The organism is Limnohabitans sp. MMS-10A-178 (assembly GCF_003063375.1).
Taxonomy (GTDB): Bacteria; Pseudomonadota; Gammaproteobacteria; order Burkholderiales; family Burkholderiaceae_C; genus Limnohabitans_A.
The window spans coordinates 284,188-303,374 of sequence record NZ_NERY01000001.1; the positions used below are offsets into that span (position 1 = coordinate 284,188).

15 protein-coding genes, 1 pseudogene and 1 riboswitch are annotated in these 19,187 nt (G+C 52.8%); of the genes and pseudogenes, 8 read left to right on the forward strand and 8 right to left on the reverse strand.

The features are described from left to right. Window positions 1–79: 79 nt before the first annotated feature. Window positions 80–733, forward strand: a complete 654-nt coding sequence (locus B9Z32_RS01280; protein WP_108419598.1) for a TetR/AcrR family transcriptional regulator — start codon at window positions 80–82, stop codon at window positions 731–733. Window positions 734–740: 7 nt separating this feature from the next. Here B9Z32_RS01280 and B9Z32_RS01285 read toward each other — a convergent pair whose 3' ends face one another. Both B9Z32_RS01285 and B9Z32_RS01290 read right to left on the reverse strand, forming a co-directional pair. Next, window positions 741–1,568, reverse strand: coding sequence for a metallophosphoesterase (locus B9Z32_RS01285; RefSeq protein WP_108419599.1), 828 nt, complete (start codon window positions 1,566–1,568; stop codon window positions 741–743). Beyond that, window positions 1,565–2,542, reverse strand: coding sequence for a LysR family transcriptional regulator (locus B9Z32_RS01290; RefSeq protein WP_108419600.1), 978 nt, complete (start codon window positions 2,540–2,542; stop codon window positions 1,565–1,567). Before B9Z32_RS01290 ends, B9Z32_RS01285 begins: the two co-directional genes overlap by 4 nt. Before the next feature lie 156 nt (window positions 2,543–2,698). Here B9Z32_RS01290 and B9Z32_RS01295 point away from each other — a divergent pair, with 156 nt between their 5' ends. After that, complete coding sequence (locus B9Z32_RS01295) at window positions 2,699–3,193, forward strand: hypothetical protein (protein ID WP_108419601.1); 495 nt, start codon at window positions 2,699–2,701, stop codon at window positions 3,191–3,193. Between the two features lie 78 nt (window positions 3,194–3,271). Here B9Z32_RS01295 and B9Z32_RS01300 read toward each other — a convergent pair whose 3' ends face one another. The 4 genes and pseudogenes from B9Z32_RS01300 to recQ form a co-directional block, all read right to left on the reverse strand. Continuing rightward, on the reverse strand, window positions 3,272–4,153 hold the full coding sequence (locus tag B9Z32_RS01300) for a DMT family transporter (RefSeq protein WP_233248017.1): 882 nt from the start codon (window positions 4,151–4,153) through the stop codon (window positions 3,272–3,274). Window positions 4,154–4,188: 35 nt separating this feature from the next. Beyond that, a pseudogene (locus B9Z32_RS01305) lies at window positions 4,189–6,061 on the reverse strand (phosphoenolpyruvate carboxykinase (GTP)). 287 nt (window positions 6,062–6,348) lie between these two features. Further along, on the reverse strand, window positions 6,349–6,483 hold the full coding sequence (locus B9Z32_RS14250; protein WP_255416591.1) for a hypothetical protein: 135 nt from the start codon (window positions 6,481–6,483) through the stop codon (window positions 6,349–6,351). A 26-nt stretch (window positions 6,484–6,509) separates the two neighbouring features. Then, window positions 6,510–8,378, reverse strand: a complete 1,869-nt coding sequence (gene recQ / locus B9Z32_RS01310; protein ID WP_369909266.1) for a DNA helicase RecQ — start codon at window positions 8,376–8,378, stop codon at window positions 6,510–6,512. 112 nt (window positions 8,379–8,490) lie between these two features. On the opposite strand from recQ, the gene B9Z32_RS01315 reads away from it, so the two are divergent. The 6 genes from B9Z32_RS01315 (at window position 8,491) to metH (ending at window position 16,246) form a co-directional block, all read left to right on the forward strand. Next, the gene (locus tag B9Z32_RS01315; protein ID WP_108419603.1) at window positions 8,491–9,537 is read left to right on the forward strand and encodes a homocysteine S-methyltransferase family protein; all 1,047 of its coding nucleotides are present in this window, start codon (window positions 8,491–8,493) and stop codon (window positions 9,535–9,537) included. Window positions 9,538–9,743: 206 nt separating this feature from the next. Next, window positions 9,744–11,150 (forward strand): CmpA/NrtA family ABC transporter substrate-binding protein, encoded by a 1,407-nt coding sequence (locus B9Z32_RS01320; RefSeq protein WP_108419604.1) that lies wholly within the window; start codon window positions 9,744–9,746, stop codon window positions 11,148–11,150. 6 nt (window positions 11,151–11,156) lie between these two features. Further along, on the forward strand, window positions 11,157–12,023 hold the full coding sequence (gene ntrB / locus B9Z32_RS01325; protein ID WP_108419605.1) for a nitrate ABC transporter permease: 867 nt from the start codon (window positions 11,157–11,159) through the stop codon (window positions 12,021–12,023). Then, window positions 12,013–12,846 (forward strand): ABC transporter ATP-binding protein, encoded by an 834-nt coding sequence (locus tag B9Z32_RS01330; protein ID WP_108419606.1) that lies wholly within the window; start codon window positions 12,013–12,015, stop codon window positions 12,844–12,846. Before ntrB ends, B9Z32_RS01330 begins: the two co-directional genes overlap by 11 nt. 57 nt (window positions 12,847–12,903) lie before the next feature. Beyond that, the gene (gene cynS / locus B9Z32_RS01335; protein WP_108419607.1) at window positions 12,904–13,347 is read left to right on the forward strand and encodes a cyanase; all 444 of its coding nucleotides are present in this window, start codon (window positions 12,904–12,906) and stop codon (window positions 13,345–13,347) included. A gap of 35 nt (window positions 13,348–13,382) precedes the next feature. Next, a riboswitch (S-adenosyl-L-homocysteine riboswitch) is annotated at window positions 13,383–13,488 on the forward strand. 16 nt (window positions 13,489–13,504) lie between these two features. After that, window positions 13,505–16,246, forward strand: coding sequence for a methionine synthase (gene metH / locus B9Z32_RS01340; protein ID WP_108419608.1), 2,742 nt, complete (start codon window positions 13,505–13,507; stop codon window positions 16,244–16,246). Here metH and B9Z32_RS01345 read toward each other — a convergent pair. Together B9Z32_RS01345 and B9Z32_RS01350 are read right to left on the reverse strand one after the other, a co-directional pair. After that, entirely contained in the window at window positions 16,219–17,463 is a 1,245-nt protein-coding gene (locus tag B9Z32_RS01345; RefSeq protein ID WP_233248018.1) for an MFS transporter, read from the reverse strand. The genes metH and B9Z32_RS01345 overlap by 28 nt on opposite strands. 64 nt (window positions 17,464–17,527) lie before the next feature. Beyond that, window positions 17,528–19,096 carry a YifB family Mg chelatase-like AAA ATPase gene (locus B9Z32_RS01350; protein ID WP_108420914.1) on the reverse strand — a complete coding sequence of 523 codons (1,569 nt, stop codon included), beginning with the start codon at window positions 19,094–19,096 and terminating at the stop codon, window positions 17,528–17,530. Window positions 19,097–19,187: the final 91 nt, after the last annotated feature.

The following is a 19,187-nucleotide window of genomic DNA, read 5'->3' on the forward strand; positions in this document are numbered from 1 at the left end:
CAAAATTGTCAACATGAACCTAAAGCCCATTTTATGACCGACCAGTTCAAGTTTTGGCATCGCTTGCTAAAATGCCATTATGACAAGTACAACTGAGCCCCTCAAAAAATCATTCAAAGTCCAAATGCTAGAGGCCAGAGAGACAGCCATCACGGCTTCTGTCAATCGCCTTTTGGCTGAGAAAGGCTTTGATGCCATGACCGTTGATGAGGTGGCCGCAGAGGTGGGCATTGCCAAAGCCAGCCTTTACAAGCATTTCAGCAGCAAGGAAGAGTTGGCTTGTGCGGCCATGGAGCAGGCCATGCAAAAAGCACAAGCTTTTTTGGAGGAGCTGCAGGCCCAATCGATGGAGTCAGACAGTCAAAGCGCAAGCATTGCACTCAACAAACTCAAGGCCACCACGCGTTGGACACTCGAGTTGAAGTTGGCCGGACAAATGCCAACCTTGCCCAGTCACAATTCCAGCTTGCGCGCTAGCCTCATGGCCAGTCGAACCTACATGGACGGCCTGATGAATGTGAGTGATTTGCTCGGCACATGGATTGTTCAGGCGCAAAAAGAGGGTTACATCAATCCTGCGTTGCCACCCATTGCCGTGCTGTACACCTTGTACGCACGCGCTTGCGACCCGGTGGTGGAGTTTCTCAAAATGAGCGAATTGCACAGCAATGAAGAAATCATTGAAATGGTGATGAGCACTTGCTTTGAAGGCTTGGCGGCAAGAAAAAACTGACAAGCCCTTAGACCGCAACACGCACTATTTTTTGCGGCTCAAATTTGACTTGCTCATTTTTGCGAGCATAACCAAAAGGGTTGGCAACCACTCTGCACCCCTGGTGAACATAATCATGAGCGCAGTGCAAATGACCATGTAACCACACCTGAGCTTTGGGCAAGAGGTGGTCAAGTGCATTGCAAAAGCCAGCTGTGCCAGGTGTCAAACCGTAGCGTGGATCTGCGCTTTTCAAGCTGGGTGCGAAGTGTGTGATGACCACCGTGGGACCCTCAAAAGGCTCTGACAATGCATTTGTCAGCCAGGCTTGATCGGCTTGCGCTTTGGCTCTCACGGCCGCAGATAGAAATGGCTCACCATTCAAGGTGGTGCCAGTTTTGCGCAGGTAAAAATCAGCGGCACGCTCAGCTTTCTCGCGTGCTTTGAGCTGTTGGGTGAGGGGGCCGTTCAGGGGGACCAGCGCTTCAAAATCACTCCACAAAGTGCAAGCGATCAAGCGCACCCCTTTGAAAATCACCACGCCTTGATGCAAAAACGTGATGCCTAAGCGCTGGCATGTTTCGCGCAAGCGCTCGTCCGCCACTTCAAATGGCATCCCATCGTATTCGTGGTTGCCTGGCACAAAGAAAACAGGCACTGGCCATGCGGCCAAATCTTGTCGGGGAGAAAATCGAGCCAAACCAAAATCGGTGTCCTGGTGATCTATCAACATTGAGCCATCTTGATAAGAACCGATGTCGCCTGCCAAGACCAAGACATCGGCCAAAGGCGAGGGTTCGGGTGTGAAGCGTGGGTGAGTTTCCAGATGTAAATCTGACAGCAGTTGAATGTTCATGAGGGCCTTGCACTTTTGAAAACACCGTGCGCAATGTCGATCAGAACTTCTCTTAACCAAACGTGTTCGTTTTGCGCCTGCTTGCGTCGGTGCCATACCGCATCGACGTGCAGGGTGGGCACTTTGAACGGCAGCTCGCACATGAACAGTTCATGGGCGATGCCTGTGGTGGGTACAAAGTGTTTGGGCAGAACGGTTAGCAAATCAGAATTCACAACCACACGGCCTGCGGTAAAAAATTGGTTCACGGTCATGACCACACGGCGCTGTTTTCCAATGGATGCCAAGGCCTCATCAATAAAACCATAAGGGCGGCCAGAAAAGCTCACCAACAAATGTCGAGCATTGCAAAACTCATCCAAACTGATGTTCTTTTGAGCCAAAGGATGCTGGCGCCGCATGACGCAAACATACTCACCGTCGTACAAGCGTTGGTGCTCGAATGCAACGGCCTCCCCCGATTGTGCTTTTGCGGTGAGGTCGGCCAATACAGCGGGGAAATAACCCAAAGCCAAATCGGCAGTCCCGTCGTTCAACATGTTTCTGGGGTCGCGCGTGGTCAGCGGCAAAACGCGAATAGAAACATTGGGCGCATGCTTTTCTAACACTTGACCCAGATCGCCCATCAGTTCTGCCGCAGTTGCATCGGCCATCGCCAAGACAAAAGAATTGCGTGCTTCAGCAGGCACAAAGTGTTGAGGCACCAAGGCCGTTTGCAATTGGTCAAGTGCGGCCCTCACGTTGGGCCACAGCTGCAAAGCAAAGGGCGTGGGCGTGATGCCATGGCCATCGCGCCTAACCAGATCGTCGCCCAATGTTTCACGCAGTCGGCGCAGTGCATTGCTCACAGCGGGCTGGGTGATCGACAAATTGCGCGCCGCTTTGGTCAAGCTCTTTTCTGCCATGACCTCATCGAAGACCCGAAGTAAATTCAGGTCCAAGGTGCGAAAGTTGGTATGAACAGCTTCAATCATTTCTATTGTGAATGTTTAGCATCATAAATATAAAGTTGAATAACACTAGAGTAAACCCTATGATTCGTTCATGGTCAAGCAAAAAGTGGGATTTTTCCCAAAGCTAAGGCCCAAACGCTAAGGCTCCGCATAGCCTTTCCTAACTAGGAAATCAAAATGAAACACAACTTTGTTCACGTAGAGTATCCCCTCACACACCCAGGTGTTGACCGTGCCGAGCGGGCGGTTGCCAACATCAAACGCATGAGCGACAGTTTCAGCCCAACACGCACCTTGGCAGCCATGCTTTTGGCGGCCATCGTGGTAGCGTTTGTGGTTGTGGCTGACCAAATGATGGCCACGTGGGCAGATGGCCATTTGCTGGCAGCATGGGTGACGCTTTGGGCGGTGGCCTTTGCCGCTGTCGGTTTGTTTGCTGGGGTGTCCAAATCACTGGCGATTCAAGCAAAGCAAGCCTTGAATGCTTGGTCTGCAAGCATGGCGCGCCGCCGCTCCGATGAGCGTCTGTGGGCAATTGCGCAAACGGATGCCCGCTTGATGTCTGAGTTGCAAAGTGCTTTGAGCCGCTCTGACAAAGACTTGCCCTCACTTCAAAGCAGCACACAGCGCCGAGTTGAGCGCATGCTTGAAAACCGTCAGTACTATATTTAATGGGCCGATTAATGAGCCGTATTTTGGGCCGACGCGAAAGCCTCCTTCGGGAGGCTTTTTTGATTTTGAAGTTGCGCCTCAGGCGGGTTCTTGAGAGTCAGAGTTGACTTTTTGCGAGGCCAAATAAATGCCCGGCAAAATGAAAGCGGCACCCACTGCATGGTGCCAACCCAAAGTTTCGCCCAAGAACAGCCAAGCCGCCAGGCCGCCATACAAAGGCCCCAGGTAAAGGCTTGTCGCCACACGACTCGCCCCCAAGGTTTTTTGACAAAAGCCGTAAGCCCAGTAAGCGCCCACTCCTGGGAAAATTGCTGCAGCAATTACAAGTAATCCAGCATTTAAGCTCCATCCAGCATGCTGCGTCGCAGTCCACTCGATGATTGCAAAGGGTAGTAAAACCAGGCTGCCGCCCAGGCAAGTGGCTGCCAATCTCGCGGTTGAGCTCAATGGACTGGCCCACTTTTTAAGCAACAAAGCGTAGGCTGCCCAAGCCACCATGGCTATCACCACCAGGCCATCACCCAAAACCCAAACGACTTGAGACAGTGCCACCCACTGGCCTTTGACCACCACATGCAAAACACCCAGCAAGGCGATGCCAACCCCAAGCGATTGTTTCCAAGTGAATGACTCTTTCAGTCCGAAGACAGCACCGAGGGTGATCAAGACTGGCGAGGCCGCATAGATCAATGCAATATTGATGGCCGTGGTTGTTTCTGCTGCCCAATAAACCCAGGCGCCGCAAATGAGCATGCCCAAACTGCCCAAGACCACATACTGCCGCCAAGCTTTCAGGGTGCTATGGCGCTCGTGCCAAAGCTCTTGGCGGGCAATCAAAGCCAAAATGAGACCGGCTAAAAACCAGCGCCCCAATGCCAAGACATGGGGACTGATGATGCCAGGTGCAATTCTGGCCACAATGTAATTCACCGACCACAAGGCCGGTGTAATCCATATCAAAGCTTGCGCCAGTTTTTGGCGCGAGTCTGTGTTGATCAGACCGCAGCCAAGCGTTGCTCCAACGCCGCTTTGGTGTCTAGCAATGCTTTTGGAAGTTTGTATGCCAATTGCTCAAAGTGTGTGGTGTGCAATTGGAACTCTTGCTGCCAGGCAGCTTTGTCAATGCTGGTCACAGTTTTGAACTGATCTGCTGTAAAGTTCAAACCTGTCCAGTTCAACTCGCCATAAGTGGGCGTGATGCCAAACATGGTCTCTTGACCTTGGGCCTGACCTTCCAAGCGGTCGATGATCCACTTCAAAACACGCATGTTGTCGCCATAACCTGGCCAGACAAACTTGCCAGCCTCGTCTTTGCGGAACCAGTTGACGCAGTAAATGCTAGGCAACTTGAAACCGTCGGCCTGAATTTTGGCGCCCATGTCCAACCAGTGTTGGAAATAGTCGCTCATGTTGTAACCGCAGAAGGGGAGCATGGCGAAAGGATCGCGGCGAACCACGCCTTGTGCGCCAAAGGCAGCTGCCGTGGTCTCAGAACCCATGGTGGCTGCCATGTAAACACCTTCGGTCCAGCTGCGAGCTTCAGTGATCAATGGCACGGTGGTGGAGCGGCGGCCACCAAAGATGAAGGCGTCGATAGACACGCCAGCGGCATCGTCCCAGGCACTCGTCAAGTGCTGGGTTATTGATGGCAGACACGGTGAAACGCGCATTGGCGTGGGCTGCTTTGGCGCCTGTTTCTTTGCCAATCTGGGGTGTCCAGTCTTTGCCTTGCCAGTCGATCAAGTGATCGGGTACTTTGCCGGTGTCTTTGTCCATGCCTTCCCACCAGACATCGCCATCATCGGTCAATGCCACGTTGGTGAAAATCACGTTTTTGTCCAAGCTGGCCATGCAGTTGGGGTTGGTGTGGTGGTTGGTGCCTGGGGCCACACCAAAATAACCGGCTTCGGGGTTGATGGCCATCATCTTGCCGTTGGCTTGGGGTTTGATCCATGCAATGTCGTCGCCAATGGTGGTGACTTTCCAGCCGTTGAAGCCTTCAGGCGGCACCAACATAGAGAAGTTTGTTTTGCCGCAAGCGCTTGGGAAAGCCGCTGCCACATGGTACTTTTTGCCTTGTGGGTTGGTTACGCCCAAAATGAGCATGTGTTCGGCCAACCAACCTTGTTCGCGGCCCATGCTGGAGGCAATGCGCAAGGCCAAGCATTTTTTACCCAGCAAAGCATTGCCACCGTAGCCTGAGCCGTAAGACCAAATTTCGCGTGTTTCTGGGTAATGAACGATGTACTTCAAGCTTGGGTTGCAAGGCCAAGAGGTGGCGTCTTTGGCGCCATTGACCAAGGGTGCACCCACGGTGTGCAAGCAAGGCACGAATTCGCCATCTGCGCCGATCACATCAAACACAGCCTTGCCCATGCGGGTCATGAGCTTTTGGTTAACGGCCACGTAAGCGCTGTCGGTCAATTCAATGCCGATGTGGGCAATGTGTGAGCCCAAGGGTCCCATCGAGAATGGCACCACATACATGGTGCGGCCTTGCATGCAACCTTCAAACAAAGGGTGCAAGGTTTTGCGCATTTCTGCAGGAGCCATCCAATTGTTGGTGGGGCCGGCTTCTTCTTTCTTTTCAGTGCAAATGAAAGTGCGGTCTTCTACGCGGGCCACATCGGATGGGTCAGAGCAAGCCAAGAAGCTGCCAGGGCGCTTGGCGGGATTGAGTTTTTTGAAGGTTCCCTTGTCTACCAAAAGTTGGCAAAGTCGGTCGTACTCTTCTTCGGATCCGTCACACCAGTAGACATTGTCAGGCTTGCACAGGGCCGCCATTTCTGTCACCCAAGCAATCAGCTTGGGGTTTTTCACATAGTTGGGGGTGTTGAGGTTCAGGCCCTGCATCACTGGTGAGTTCATGGGAAAAGCTCCTAAGTTTAAAAATCGTTTTTTGAAAAGCCCTTGTTGACGCCAACAATGAGCTTTTCAAAAAACGACACCCAGTCCCGTAACCTGCCCGTAACCGGTCCCGAATTTTAAAGACGATGGCGGAAAAAGGGTGCTCTTAATGATGAAAACCCTTCAAAATGTATGCAAAGCATGCATAACCCTAGTTTTTTGCTTGGGTTCCTAGGCGGTCTCTTTGTTGGGCGGGCGTAAAAAACCCGCCTTGAAGAAGGCGGGTAGGGCGATTTGAGATGGGCGTTTTAGGCCATGGCAATAGCAATGAAAGCCAGCAAAAAGATCAAAACTGCGCCAGCGACAGGGATCACGACGGGAATGTGCTTCACGACACCTTCAACAGGATCTTGGGTTTCGTGTGAATCGTTGTGTGCGGACATGAAAAAACCTCATTTTGTTCAGCCGGCTATTTTAGCTGAACTCGACATACCTGCAACACTTCCTGCCCGTAGGCCTCTAGCTTTTTCACACCAATGCCACTGATGCCGCGCAAATCGTCCAAATTTTGGGGGTTGGCTGAAGCGATGTGTGCCAGTGTGGCGTCGTGAAAAATGACATATGCGGGCAAATTATGTTCTTTGGCCACTTCTGCACGCCAAGACTTGAGGTTGATGTAGCGCACCAAATCGTCTTGGCTTAAATTGGCCGCTGCGGGTCCAGGCGCTTGGGGCTTGCGACCTTTTTTCTCGGGTTTGTGGCTCACAGACTCTCGCAGCAACACCTTGATGTCGCCTCGAAGCACCGCCCGAGAGCCTTCGGTCAGCTGCAAGGTATTGAACACTTGCCCCTGAACATTGAGAGCACCCATGGCTATGAGCTGGCGCAATACACCCCTAAGCTGTGTCTCGCTGAAATTGGCGCCAATGCCAAAAGTACTTAATTGCGAGTGGCCGAATTGGGTCATTTTTTCTGTGGACTTGCCGCGCAAGATATCCATGATGTGACCCGCTCCAAATGAAAAACCGCTGTGTTGCTCAGCCCGGAAAACGGTGGACAACAATTTTCGGGCGGCGTCGGTGCCATCCCAAACGGCGGGGGGATGAAGGCAGTTGTCGCAATTGCCACAGGGCTCGCTGTGTTCATCAAAATAAGCCAACAAGCGAACCCGGCGGCAGTCTGTGGCTTCGGCCAAAGCCAGCAAAGCATCCAACTTGCCACGCAACAGTTGTTTGAAGTTTTCTTCTGCAGGACTTTCATCAATCATGCGCCGTTGGTTGACCACGTCTTGCAGGCCGTAAGCCATCCAGGCGTCTGCGCGCAAGCCATCGCGGCCTGCGCGACCTGTTTCTTGATAGTAGCCTTCAATGTTTTTGGGCATGTCCAAGTGGGCCACGAATCGCACATCGGGTTTGTCAATGCCCATGCCAAAAGCGATGGTGGCCACCATGACCACGCCCTCGTCGCGCAAAAACCGATTTTGGTGTTTTTGCCTGATGGCGGCATCCAAGCCTGCGTGATAGGGCAAGGCATCGATGCCCGCTTCTTTCAATAGTTCGGCTACCTCTTCCACCCGCTTGCGTGATTGGCAATAAACCACGCCGGCCTCACCCTCATGTTCGCGCTCAATGAAGCGAAGCAGCTGGGTGCTGGCGTCTTTTTTCTCAACAATGGTGTAACGAATGTTGGGCCGGTCAAAGCTGCTGATAAAGAGGCGTGCGTCTTCCAGCTGCAAGCGCTCAATGATGTCGGCTCGCGTGAGCGCATCTGCTGTGGCAGTGAGGGCAACACGGGGCACATTGGCATAACGCTCGTGCAGCACTGTGAGGCCGCGGTATTCAGGCCGGAAGTCATGACCCCACTGACTCACACAATGCGCTTCGTCGATGGCAAACAGGCTTAGAGCATTTTGGCTGTAAAGCGAATCGAGCAAAGCCAAAAAACGGGGCGTGGTGATTCTTTCGGGGGCGGCATAAAGCAGGGTGATTTCGCCTCGGCGCAAGCGCTGCTCGATGGTTTGAGCCTCGTCCATGCTCAAGGTGGAGTTGAGGAAAGCAGCGCTAACGCCGGCTTCATGCAGCGCCCCAACTTGGTCGTGCATCAGGGCAATTAAGGGCGACACCACAATGGTGATGCCAAAGCCAGCGTTTTGCCTAGCAATGGCCGGAATTTGATAGCACAAGCTTTTGCCGCCACCTGTGGGCATGAGCACCAGCGCGTCTTGCCCGCTGGTGACATGCTCAATGATGTCGCGCTGCGGCCCTCTGAACGACTCATAGCCAAAGACCTCACTGAGGATGCTCAGAATATGGGGTGAAATGAGGACTTCGGTAGACACGGCCTGTATTGTCTCCGAAGCCTTGTTGCACTTTGGATGGGAAGCGGGTGTATTTCAAGGTATTTGATTGCAATGCACTTCAAGAGCCCCTGATGTTTTTTACAATAAGGACATGAAACCTCTGAACTACACCCGCGCCCAAGCCTTGCCAGCCATTCTGGAAAAACGCATTGCCATTCTCGATGGCGCCATGGGCACCATGATCCAGCGCTTCAAATTGAGCGAAGCCGATTACCGCGGTGAGCGCTTCAAAGATTTCCCCAAAGATGTGAAGGGCAACAACGAGTTGCTCAGCCTAACCCGCCCCGATGTCATTCGCGACATTCACGAAGGTTACTTGGCGGCAGGTGCCGACATGATTGAAACCAATACCTTTGGTGCCACCACCATTGCGCAGGATGACTACCACATGGCCGACCTAGCCATTGAAATGAACCGCGCCTCGGCCGCGTTGGCTCGCGCCGCCTGCGACAAGTTTTCAACCCCCGACAAACCGCGCTATGCGGTGGGTGCTTTAGGCCCAACACCCAAAACAGCCAGCATCAGTCCAGACGTGAACGACCCAGGTGCGCGCAATGTGGATTTTGAAAGCTTGCGCAAAGCCTATTACGAACAAACACAAGCCTTGGTGGAAGGCGGCGTGGATGTGTTGTTGGTGGAAACCATCTTCGACACCTTGAATGCCAAAGCGGCGTTGTTTGCCATTGAAGAATATTTCGCAGCCAGCGGCGAGCGCTTGCCCCTCATCATCAGCGGCACCGTGACCGATGCTTCTGGCCGAATTTTGAGCGGACAAACCGTCACAGCGTTTTGGCACAGCGTGCGCCATGCGCGCCCGTTGGCCATCGGCCTGAATTGCGCATTGGGCGCCACCTTGATGCGCCCCTACATTCAAGAGTTGGCCAAAGTGGCTGACGACACCTTCATCAGCTGCTACCCCAACGCGGGCCTGCCCAACCCCATGAGCGACACAGGCTTTGATGAAACCCCCGATGTCACCAGCCGCTTGTTGCATGAGTTTGCGGCTGAAGGGCTGGTCAACATTGTGGGCGGTTGCTGCGGCACCACGCCAGAGCACATTGGCGCGATTGACAAAGCAGTCAGTCCGCTGGCACCTCGCGGATTGCATCTTGGGGCGTTTTACAAGGAAGCTGCTTGAGTTGGTGCTTGCAACGCCAAGGGCGCACCAAACCGCAACGCGCCTAGCGATCGATGCGCCGCTTTGGTGCGGTGCTTGATTTAAATTTGAAACGCTAAGGCCCTTTATACAGGGCCAAACTGCCACGACACATATTAAACAGGGCCGACTGCAAGTTGGCCCATTGTTTGCATAGTACCTCTCGTCTTTACAGAAAAGAGGTTGCCATGTCTGAGTTCTTTGATCCGTACAACGCCGATCGTCCCTTGATGCTGAAATGCAGTTGCGGTCGCGATCACTCCCCCGCCGACCACTATGCAGAAGTTGCGGCCGATGCCGCAGCTGCTACATTGCGTGCGCGATCAGAAACCGCAGAGTTTGAGGCCTATAGCCAAGAGTTCATTGAAGCCACGTTAGTTAAAGCCTTGTTTCCACAAGACCAAGAGCGCCGCAACTTCTTGCGCGCGGTGGGTAAAAAAACCGCTATGGCCGCCATTGCCAGCGTGTTGCCTGTGGCCAGTCTGCAAGCCATGGCGCAAGAAAAAGGACCGCTTGAAAAACCAAACTTGAAGATTGGCTTTATTCCAATTACATGCGCCACGCCCCTCATCATGGCGCACCCATTGGGCTTCTACAGCAAGCAAGGCTTGAATGTTGAGGTGACCAAAACGGCTGGTTGGGCCTTGATTCGCGACAAGATGATCAACAAAGAATATGACGCGTCGCACTTTCTGTCGCCCATGCCTTTGGCCATCAGCATGGGGCTCGGTGCCAGCACCACGCCCATGAATGTGGCCACCATTCAAAACGTCAATGGACAAGCCATTACCTTGAGCTTGAAGCACAAAGACAACCGTGATCCGAAGAACTGGAAGGGCTTTAAGTTTGGTGTGCCGTTTGATTACTCCATGCACAACTTCTTGTTGCGTTATTACTTGGCAGAAAACGGTTTGAACCCTGATACCGATGTACAAATTCGCGTTATTCCACCTGCAGAGATGGTGGCCAATTTGCGCGCAGGCAACATCGATGGCTTCTTAGGCCCCGATCCTTTCAACCAGCGCGCAGTGTTTGATGAGGTGGGTTTCATTCACATGCTTACCAAAGATCTTTGGAATGGCCATCCTTGCTGCGCATTTGGCACCAGCACTGAGTTCATCCAAAAAAATCCGAACACCTTTGCTGCGCTTTTCCGTGCGGTGCTCACGGCAGCCGCCATGGCACGCTTGCCAGGCAACCGCGAATTGATTGCCAAAGTGATTTCCCCCACGCAGTACTTGAACCAACCCGAAGCGGTGATCAGCCAAGTGTTAACGGGCAAGTTTGCCGATGGCTTGGGCAAGATTCAAAACGTGCCCGACCGTGCAGACTTTGACCCCATGCCTTGGCAGAGTTTGGCGGTGTGGATGCTGACGCAAATGAAGCGTTGGGGTTACATCAAAGGCAATGTGGATTACAAACAAATTGCCGAAAAAGTTTTCCTCATTACCGATGCGCGCAAGCACATGAAGGATTTGGGGCAAACCGTGCCACCTGGAGGCAACTACATCAAGCACAAGATCATGGGCAAAGAGTTTGATGCGGCCAAGCCCGAAGAGTATTTGAAAACCTTTGCCATTCACAAGATGGGCTGATCGATTGTGAACACCATTTCAATTAATTTCCGAGCGGCGCTTGTCTCTTGCTTGATCTTGGTTTTTTTCTTAGGTGCGTGGCAGCTTTCATCGCAAGGCCCATCAATTGGTGCTGCAACCAAGGCGGGCGCAACGGCAGAAGAAATTGAGTATCAAAAAATGATGGGCAAAGACCCAGGCGCGAGCAAGAGCACGGGCTTTCCGCCGCCTGCAGAGGTTGCCAAGGCCGTAATCAAACAGCTTTCCAATCCGTTTTATGACAACGGACCCAACGACAAAGGCATTGGCATTCAATTGGCGCATTCATTGGGCCGTGTCGGTTTGGGTTTTGCGTTGGCCGTGCTGGTTGCCTTGCCATTGGGTTTTTTAATTGGCATGTCGCCGCTCATGCAAAAAGCCTTTGATCCGTTCATCCAAGTGTTGAAACCTATCAGTCCGTTGGCATGGATGCCTTTAGCGCTTTACACCTTGAAGGACTCCAGCATCAGCGGCATTTTTGTGATATTCATTTGCTCGGTCTGGCCCATGCTGATTAACACCGCATTTGGTGTTGCATCGGTCAAGCGTGAATGGTTGAACGTGGCCAACACCTTAGAAGTCAACCCATTGCGCAAAGCCTTCTTGGTGATCTTGCCAGCGGCAGCGCCCACCATTGTGACGGGCATGCGCATCAGCATGGGGATTGCTTGGTTGGTGATTGTGGCCGCTGAAATGTTGGTGGGTGGCACGGGCATTGGTTACTTCGTTTGGAACGAGTGGAATAACTTATCTCTGGTGAATGTGATTTTTGCAGTGCTGGTGATTGGTGTAGTAGGCATGTTGCTTGACATGGAGTTTTCAAAATTACAAAAAGGGGTGAGCTATGTGGAATGAACCCGGCGAGCGCACAGGCAATTTCGCACAGACCAACTTCTTGCAAATTGAAAAATTGGGCAAGGCCTATCAAGCCGACAAACCCGTTTTTGCGGATGTATCCTTTTCAGTGGCACGAGGCGAATTTGTTTGCATCATCGGTCATTCGGGCTGTGGCAAAACGACCATCTTGAATGTATTGGCTGGTTTGGATTCCGCCAGCGTCGGCCATGCCTTCATGGATGGCCGTGAAATTGCAGGTCCCAGTTTAGAGCGCGGCGTGGTGTTTCAAAGTCACGCGCTCATGCCGTGGTTGACCGTCAGACAAAACATTGCCTTTGCAGTGAAGTCTAAATGGCCTGATTGGAAAAGCGCGCAAGTCAATGAGCATGTTGAAAAGCATGTGGACATGGTGGGCCTGTTGCCAGCCATCGATAAAAAGCCCAGCCAATTATCGGGTGGTATGAAGCAGCGCGTGGGTATTGCAAGGGCCTTTGCCATTCAACCGAGGATGCTTTTATTGGATGAACCCTTTGGTGCTTTGGATGCGCTGACGCGCGGCACCATTCAAGATGAACTCATGGGCATTGTTCGCCAAACGCAGCAAACGGTTTTCATGATTACGCACGATGTGGACGAAGCCATTTTGCTGTCCGATCGAATTTTGCTTATGAGTAACGGCAGTGAAACCAGCGGCCGCTATGTGCCAGGCGGTTTGGCCGAGGTGGTGGTGAACAATTTGCCCAGAGACCGAACCCGATCGCAGTTGCATCACTTGCCCGGTTATTACGACATTCGAAATCACATTGTTGATTTCTTGGTCTCTCGCGCCAAGGCGCACTGACTTTCTCACTGATTTTTCACTGACTTTATATCTCAACTCATTTTCACGAGGAACATCATGAATCGCTTAGACGTGACAGAAAAAATCATCAGCACCAAGGTGTCCAAGGGCATCAAGTGGTCTGATGTGGCCGACAAAGTGGGACTGTCTAAAGAATGGGTCACGGCCGCTTGCCTGGGCCAAATGACCTTGGATACCCCACAAGCCAAGATCATTGGCAAGATTTTTGGCCTGACAGCCGAAGAACAAAAGTGGCTGCAAGTGGTGCCCTACAAAGGCTCTTTACCTACCGCTGTGCCCACAGATCCTCTTATCTACCGCTGGTATGAAATTGTGAGTGTCTACGGCACCACCATCAAAGAACTGATTCACGAAGAGTTTGGCGACGGCATCATGAGCGCCATTGACTTCAGCATGGATATCGTGCGCCAGCCCGACCCCAAAGGGGACCGGGTGAACGTGGTCTTATCGGGCAAATTCCTGCCTTATAAGCAGTATTGATGCGCCAAACGCCTTGGGCGTGGTTAAAATAGCCACTTCCCAAGGAGCGTTGCAGCCCGCCAGCCACATTGGCCGCGGGTCAGGCTTGGGGCTTCAAGCGGGGCTTTGCCCTATCTCATTTGCAAACTACGCTCACCTGCGATCCAAGGGGTGAGTTTTGTTTGATACTGTTTCTCCATTAAAGCTGTCGGGCCTTGAGCCGGTCTCGATTGGTACGAACTCTTTGTTTGTGAACATTGGTGAGCGCACCAACGTCACGGGCTCGAAGGCCTTCGCCCGCATGATCTTGAATGGCGAGTACGAGCAAGCTTTGGCCGTGGCCCGTCAGCAAGTCGAGAACGGCGCGCAAATCATTGACATCAACATGGACGAAGCCATGTTGGACAGTCAAGCGGCCATGGTGCGATTTTTGAATCTCATTGCTTCTGAGCCCGACATTGCCCGCGTTCCCATCATGATCGACTCCTCCAAATGGAGCGTGATGGAAGCAGGTCTGCGTTGCATTCAAGGCAAAGGCATTGTCAACTCCATCAGCATGAAAGAGGGCGTAGACGTCTTCAAGCAACAAGCACAGCTGATCAAGCGCTATGGCGCCGCGGCAGTGGTCATGGCCTTTGATGAAAAAGGCCAGGCCGATACCTACCAGCGCAAAATAGAAATTTGCGAACGCGCGTATCGCGTGTTGGTCGATGAGGTCGACTTCCCACCCGAAGACATTATTTTTGATCCCAACATTTTTGCCATAGCCACCGGCATTGAGGAACACGACAACTATGCGGTGGACTTCATTGAAGCCACACGTTGGATCAAACAAAACTTACCGGGCGCCAAAGTGTCGGGCGGTGTGTCCAATGTGTCGTTCAGCTTCCGCGGCAACGACCCTGTGCGCGAAGCCATTCACACCGTGTTTTTGTACCACGCCATTCAGGCGGGCATGGACATGGGCATTGTCAATGCCGGCATGGTGGGCGTGTACGACGAACTCGAGCCCGAACTGCGCGCGCGCGTAGAAGACGTGGTGTTGAATCGACGGCCTGATGCCGGTGAGCGTTTGGTGGAAGTGGCCGAGAACGCCAAAGGCGCAGCCAAAGACGACTCACAAAAGCTGGCTTGGCGCGGTACGCCTGATGCTCCTGTAGCGGTATCGGCGCGTTTGTCGCACGCCTTGGTGCACGGCATTACTGACTTCATCACCGAAGACACAGAAGAAGCCTATCAAGAAATTTTGGCCAAGAACGGCAGGCCGCTGCATGTGATTGAAGGCCCGCTCATGGATGGCATGAATGTGGTGGGTGATTTGTTTGGCCAAGGCAAGATGTTCTTGCCGCAAGTGGTCAAGTCGGCGCGCGTGATGAAGCAAGCGGTGGCGCACTTGGTGCCCTACATTGAAGAAGAAAAGCGCCAGCAAGAAGCCGCTGGCCAAGACGTGAAGTCCAAAGGCAAGATTGTGATTGCCACCGTGAAGGGCGACGTGCACGACATTGGCAAAAACATTGTGACGGTGGTACTTCAGTGCAACAATTTTGACGTGGTCAACATGGGTGTGATGGTGCCATGTCACGAAATTTTGGCCAAGGCCAAAGAAGAAAATGCCGACATCATTGGCTTGTCTGGGCTGATTACGCCCAGCTTGGAAGAGATGCAGTACGTAGCCAGCGAGATGCAAAAAGATGCGCATTTCCGCTTGCGCAAAATGCCTTTGCTCATTGGTGGCGCCACCACCAGCCGCGTGCACACTGCCGTCAAAATTGCACCGCACTACGAAGGCCCGGTGGTGTATGTGCCCGATGCCTCGCGCAGTGTGAGCGTGGCCCAAGGCTTGTTGTCAGACCAAGCTGCCACCTACATTGACGAGCTGAATGCCGACTACGCCAAAGTGCGTGAATTGCATGCCAATAAAAAACAAACGCCCATGTGGGCACTGGCCAAAGCGCGCAGCAACAAAACAAACATCGACTGGACAAATTTCAAATCGCCCACGCCCAAGTTCATTGGTCGCCGTGTGTTCAAGAATTTTGATTTGGCCGAGTTGGCACGCTACATTGACTGGGGCCCCTTCTTTCAGACGTGGGATTTGGCGGGACCTTACCCTGCCATTTTGAAAGACGAAGTAGTGGGCGTTGAAGCGCAAAAAGTTTTCAATGATGCACAGAAAATGTTGCAAAAAATCATTGAAGGACGCTGGATCACGGCGCACGGTGTGATGGGCTTGTACCCCGCCAACAGCGTGAACCACGACGACATTGCTTTGTATGCCGATGAGTCGCGCCAATCGCCTGTGCTCACTTGGCATGGCTTGCGCCAACAAACAGAAAAGCAGCCTGGAAAACCTAGCCGTTGCTTGGCAGATTTTGTAGCGCCACAATTAGATGCAAAAGGTCAGCCCACCAAGTTGCAAGATTACGTAGGCGTGTTTGCAGTGACTGCTGGCATCGGTATTGAAAAACGCGAACAAGCTTTTGAAGCGGCGCACGATGACTACAGCGCCATCATGCTCAAAGCCTTGGCCGACAGATTTGCAGAAGCCTTTGCAGAGTGCCTTCACGAGCGTGTTCGCAAAGACTTGTGGGGCTATGCTGCGCAAGAAAATGCATCGCTCGAAGATTTGGTTGCCGAGAAATACCAAGGCATCCGGCCTGCGCCTGGCTACCCTGCATGTCCAGACCACTCAGTCAAAAAGCAAATGTTTGAACTCTTGCAATGCGACGAGATTGGCATGGGGCTGACAGAGAGTTTGGCCATGACGCCGGCTGCGAGCGTGTCAGGTTTTTACCTGGGCCACCCCGATAGCCAATACTTCAACGTGGGCAAGGTGAGCGAAGACCAAGTGCATGATTTGGCAAAACGCCAGAACTTGAAAGTGTCAGACATTCAGCGATTGTTGGCGCCCAATTTGTGAGCGCTTTGATGAGCGCTAATTTGCGCCAGCCACAAGCACGCAACACCCAAAACGCCAGCAAGCAAAAGCCAGCGCAAGCCATGTGTGTAGCCCACCTCGGGCGTCCACAACAAACCTAAAGCCAAGGGCGCTGCTGCGCGGCCTAAAGCCAAAGGCAGGCCCAACATGCCATTGAGTTGGCCCACATGGTCGCGGCTGACATATTGCGCCATGGCGGTGCCCTTGACAATGGTGTTTAGGCCATTGCCCAAACCGTAGAAGGTGACAAACATCAAAGCAGCCCAAGGCTCCAAACCACCTGCCACTAAAAACAACAAGCCCAAAGGCACCAAACAAGGAATCCATTTATTGGCGGTATGAACATCTAAATGTTTTTCAAAGACAAACAACAATAATCGCCCCAACACTTGAATGACACCAATTGAGGCTGGAATGGCGATGACCCATGCGGGTGACAAATGTGCCTCTTCCAACAAACTCACCATGTGTGCTGGAAGTGCAGAGCTGACGCTGAAAGTTAAAAACATGAAGCAGGCAAGCAGCCAAAAAGGTGCGCGTTTTAAGTGAACACCGATGGCATCTGCTGGAATTTGTGGGGGCTGTAACTCAGGATTGCACGGCCCCTGAATTTCGAGTTTTTGATTCTCTTCAGCACTTTTCTTGCCATGGGCATGGCGCAAGAACCAAAAGTGCAAAGGCCAACAAATAAACCAATGCAACATGGCCAATACCCACAAGGCATGGCGCCAACCCAAAGATTGAATCAACCACGAAGACAGCGGAATGAACACCGTACTGGCCAGCCCCCCCAAGAATGTCATGATGATGATGCCCCGCCTAAAATCGTTGGGAAATCTGCGGGTGACGATGGCGAAAACAGGTGAATACAGAGTGGCCGACATGCCGATACCCAAGGCCAGCCATACGCCATAAAACCCCAGCAAGGAGTCGATGAAGCTGTGGGCCAGCAAACAAGCACCCACCCACACAGAACCCCAAGTCATGACCTTGCGCTCATGACCTTGATCAATCCAACGCCCAATGGGGTAAGCCATCAAACCATCGGCCAAGAGGGCCAAGCTAAAACCCAATGACACTTCGGCACGGGTCAGTCCTAATTCGCGCTCGACCGGCCCCATCAACAAAGAGAAAGTGTAGAAAACGCTGCCCCATGTGATGAGTTGGGCCCATGACAGCCAAACGGAAAAAGAACCCAAAGAGGGTGCTTCAAAATTTGGTTTTGATATTTCCCAAAAATGCCTGAATATGCGCATGTCTGCATTATCGGTCTGCTTCAATGGGTCTGCGGTACTGCACCGCTTCTGCCAAATCCGATATTTCAATTTCGGCTTTGCTCGACAGATCGGCAATGGTTCTGGCGACTTTCAAGACACGATGCGTGCCTCTACCGCTCCATCCAAAATGTGCAGCAACTTGTTGAAGGTATGTCGAAGCCTCTGACGACAATGCGCAATGCATATCTAGCAGAGCACCGCTGAGCAACTGGTTAGCGCATCCTTGCCTCTGTTGGGCAAAGCGGCTTGCTTGCAGGCATCTGCCCCTGATGATGGCAGTGCTTTCTGCGGCAGGCGCATGGATCAAAAGATTGGCATCTTGGCTAGGAACTTCAATGTGCAAGTCAATTCGGTCTAACAAAGGGCCGCTGATTTTTCGCATGTACCTTTGAACTTGATCGGGCGTGCATCGGCACAAAGGCCCATTGTGTTGACCCGAACGGACCTGACCCGCATAACCACATGGGCAAGGGTTCATGGCCGCAATCAACTGGAACCTGGCAGGGAACTCGGCCCGCATGGCGGCCCGCGAAATGGTCACGCTGCCCGATTCAAGTGGCTCGCGCAGTGCTTCTAGGGCAGACCTTGGAAACTCTGGCAGCTCATCTAAAAATAAGACGCCATGATGAGCCAGAGAAATTTCCCCAGGCCGCGGTGGCGAGCCACCGCCAACCAAAGCCACCGCACTGGCTGAATGGTGTGGATGGCGCGTAGGCCGCTTTGCCCAATGTGCAAGATCAAACCTTCCTGCGAGGCTGGCAATGGCAGCCGCTTCTAATGCTTCGCTCACATCGAGAGGCGAAAGCAAACCCGAAAAACGATGGGCCAGCATAGACTTGCCCGACCCTGGCGGGCCCATCATCAACAAGCTGTGACCCCCGGCCGCAGCGATTTCAAGTGCACGTTTGGCCCCTGCCTGTCCTTTCACATCGGCCAAATCGAGTACCTGCGCCATGGTTTGTGTGGGCAGTGCGCTGGGCTCTAACTTTGCCCAGCCCTGGTCGTCTTGAATGTCAGCAACTTCATGCTTTGAGTCCGCTAGGGCAAACCGTTTGGCCACAGCCTTTAAGCTTTTAGCTCGATAAACAATGACATCCGGCACCAGCGATGCTTCTTCTGCGCTACCTGGCGGCAGCACCAGGCCTCGGCCTTTGGGTTGTTGGTGCATGGCCAAGCCCATGATCAACCCACCTTTGACGGGTCGCAAAGCGCCAGACAAAGACAGCTCGCCGGCAAATTCAAAGTGCTTGAACTCATGGTCATCGATTTGTCCGCTGGCGGCCAAGATGCCCAATGCAATGGGCAGGTCAAAGCGCCCAGAGTCTTTGGGTAGATCGGCGGGTGCCAGGTTCACGGTGATGCGCTGGTTGTTTGGGAAATCAAAACCAGAGTTTTGCAGCGCAGAGCGAACGCGTTCACGAGCTTCTTTTACTTCAACATCTGCCAGGCCCACCAAAGTAAAGCTGGGCAAACCATTGGCAAGGTGCACCTCAACAGTGACTGGCGGTGATTGAAGACCCAGCAAAGCTCGACTTTGCACCAAAGACAGACGCATACCAGCTCCTTGCACCAAGTTAGTGCACCAAAGGGGTGGCTTTTGACAAGCCATACCTAGGGTGGTGCAAAAGTCATTGGAACACCGAACT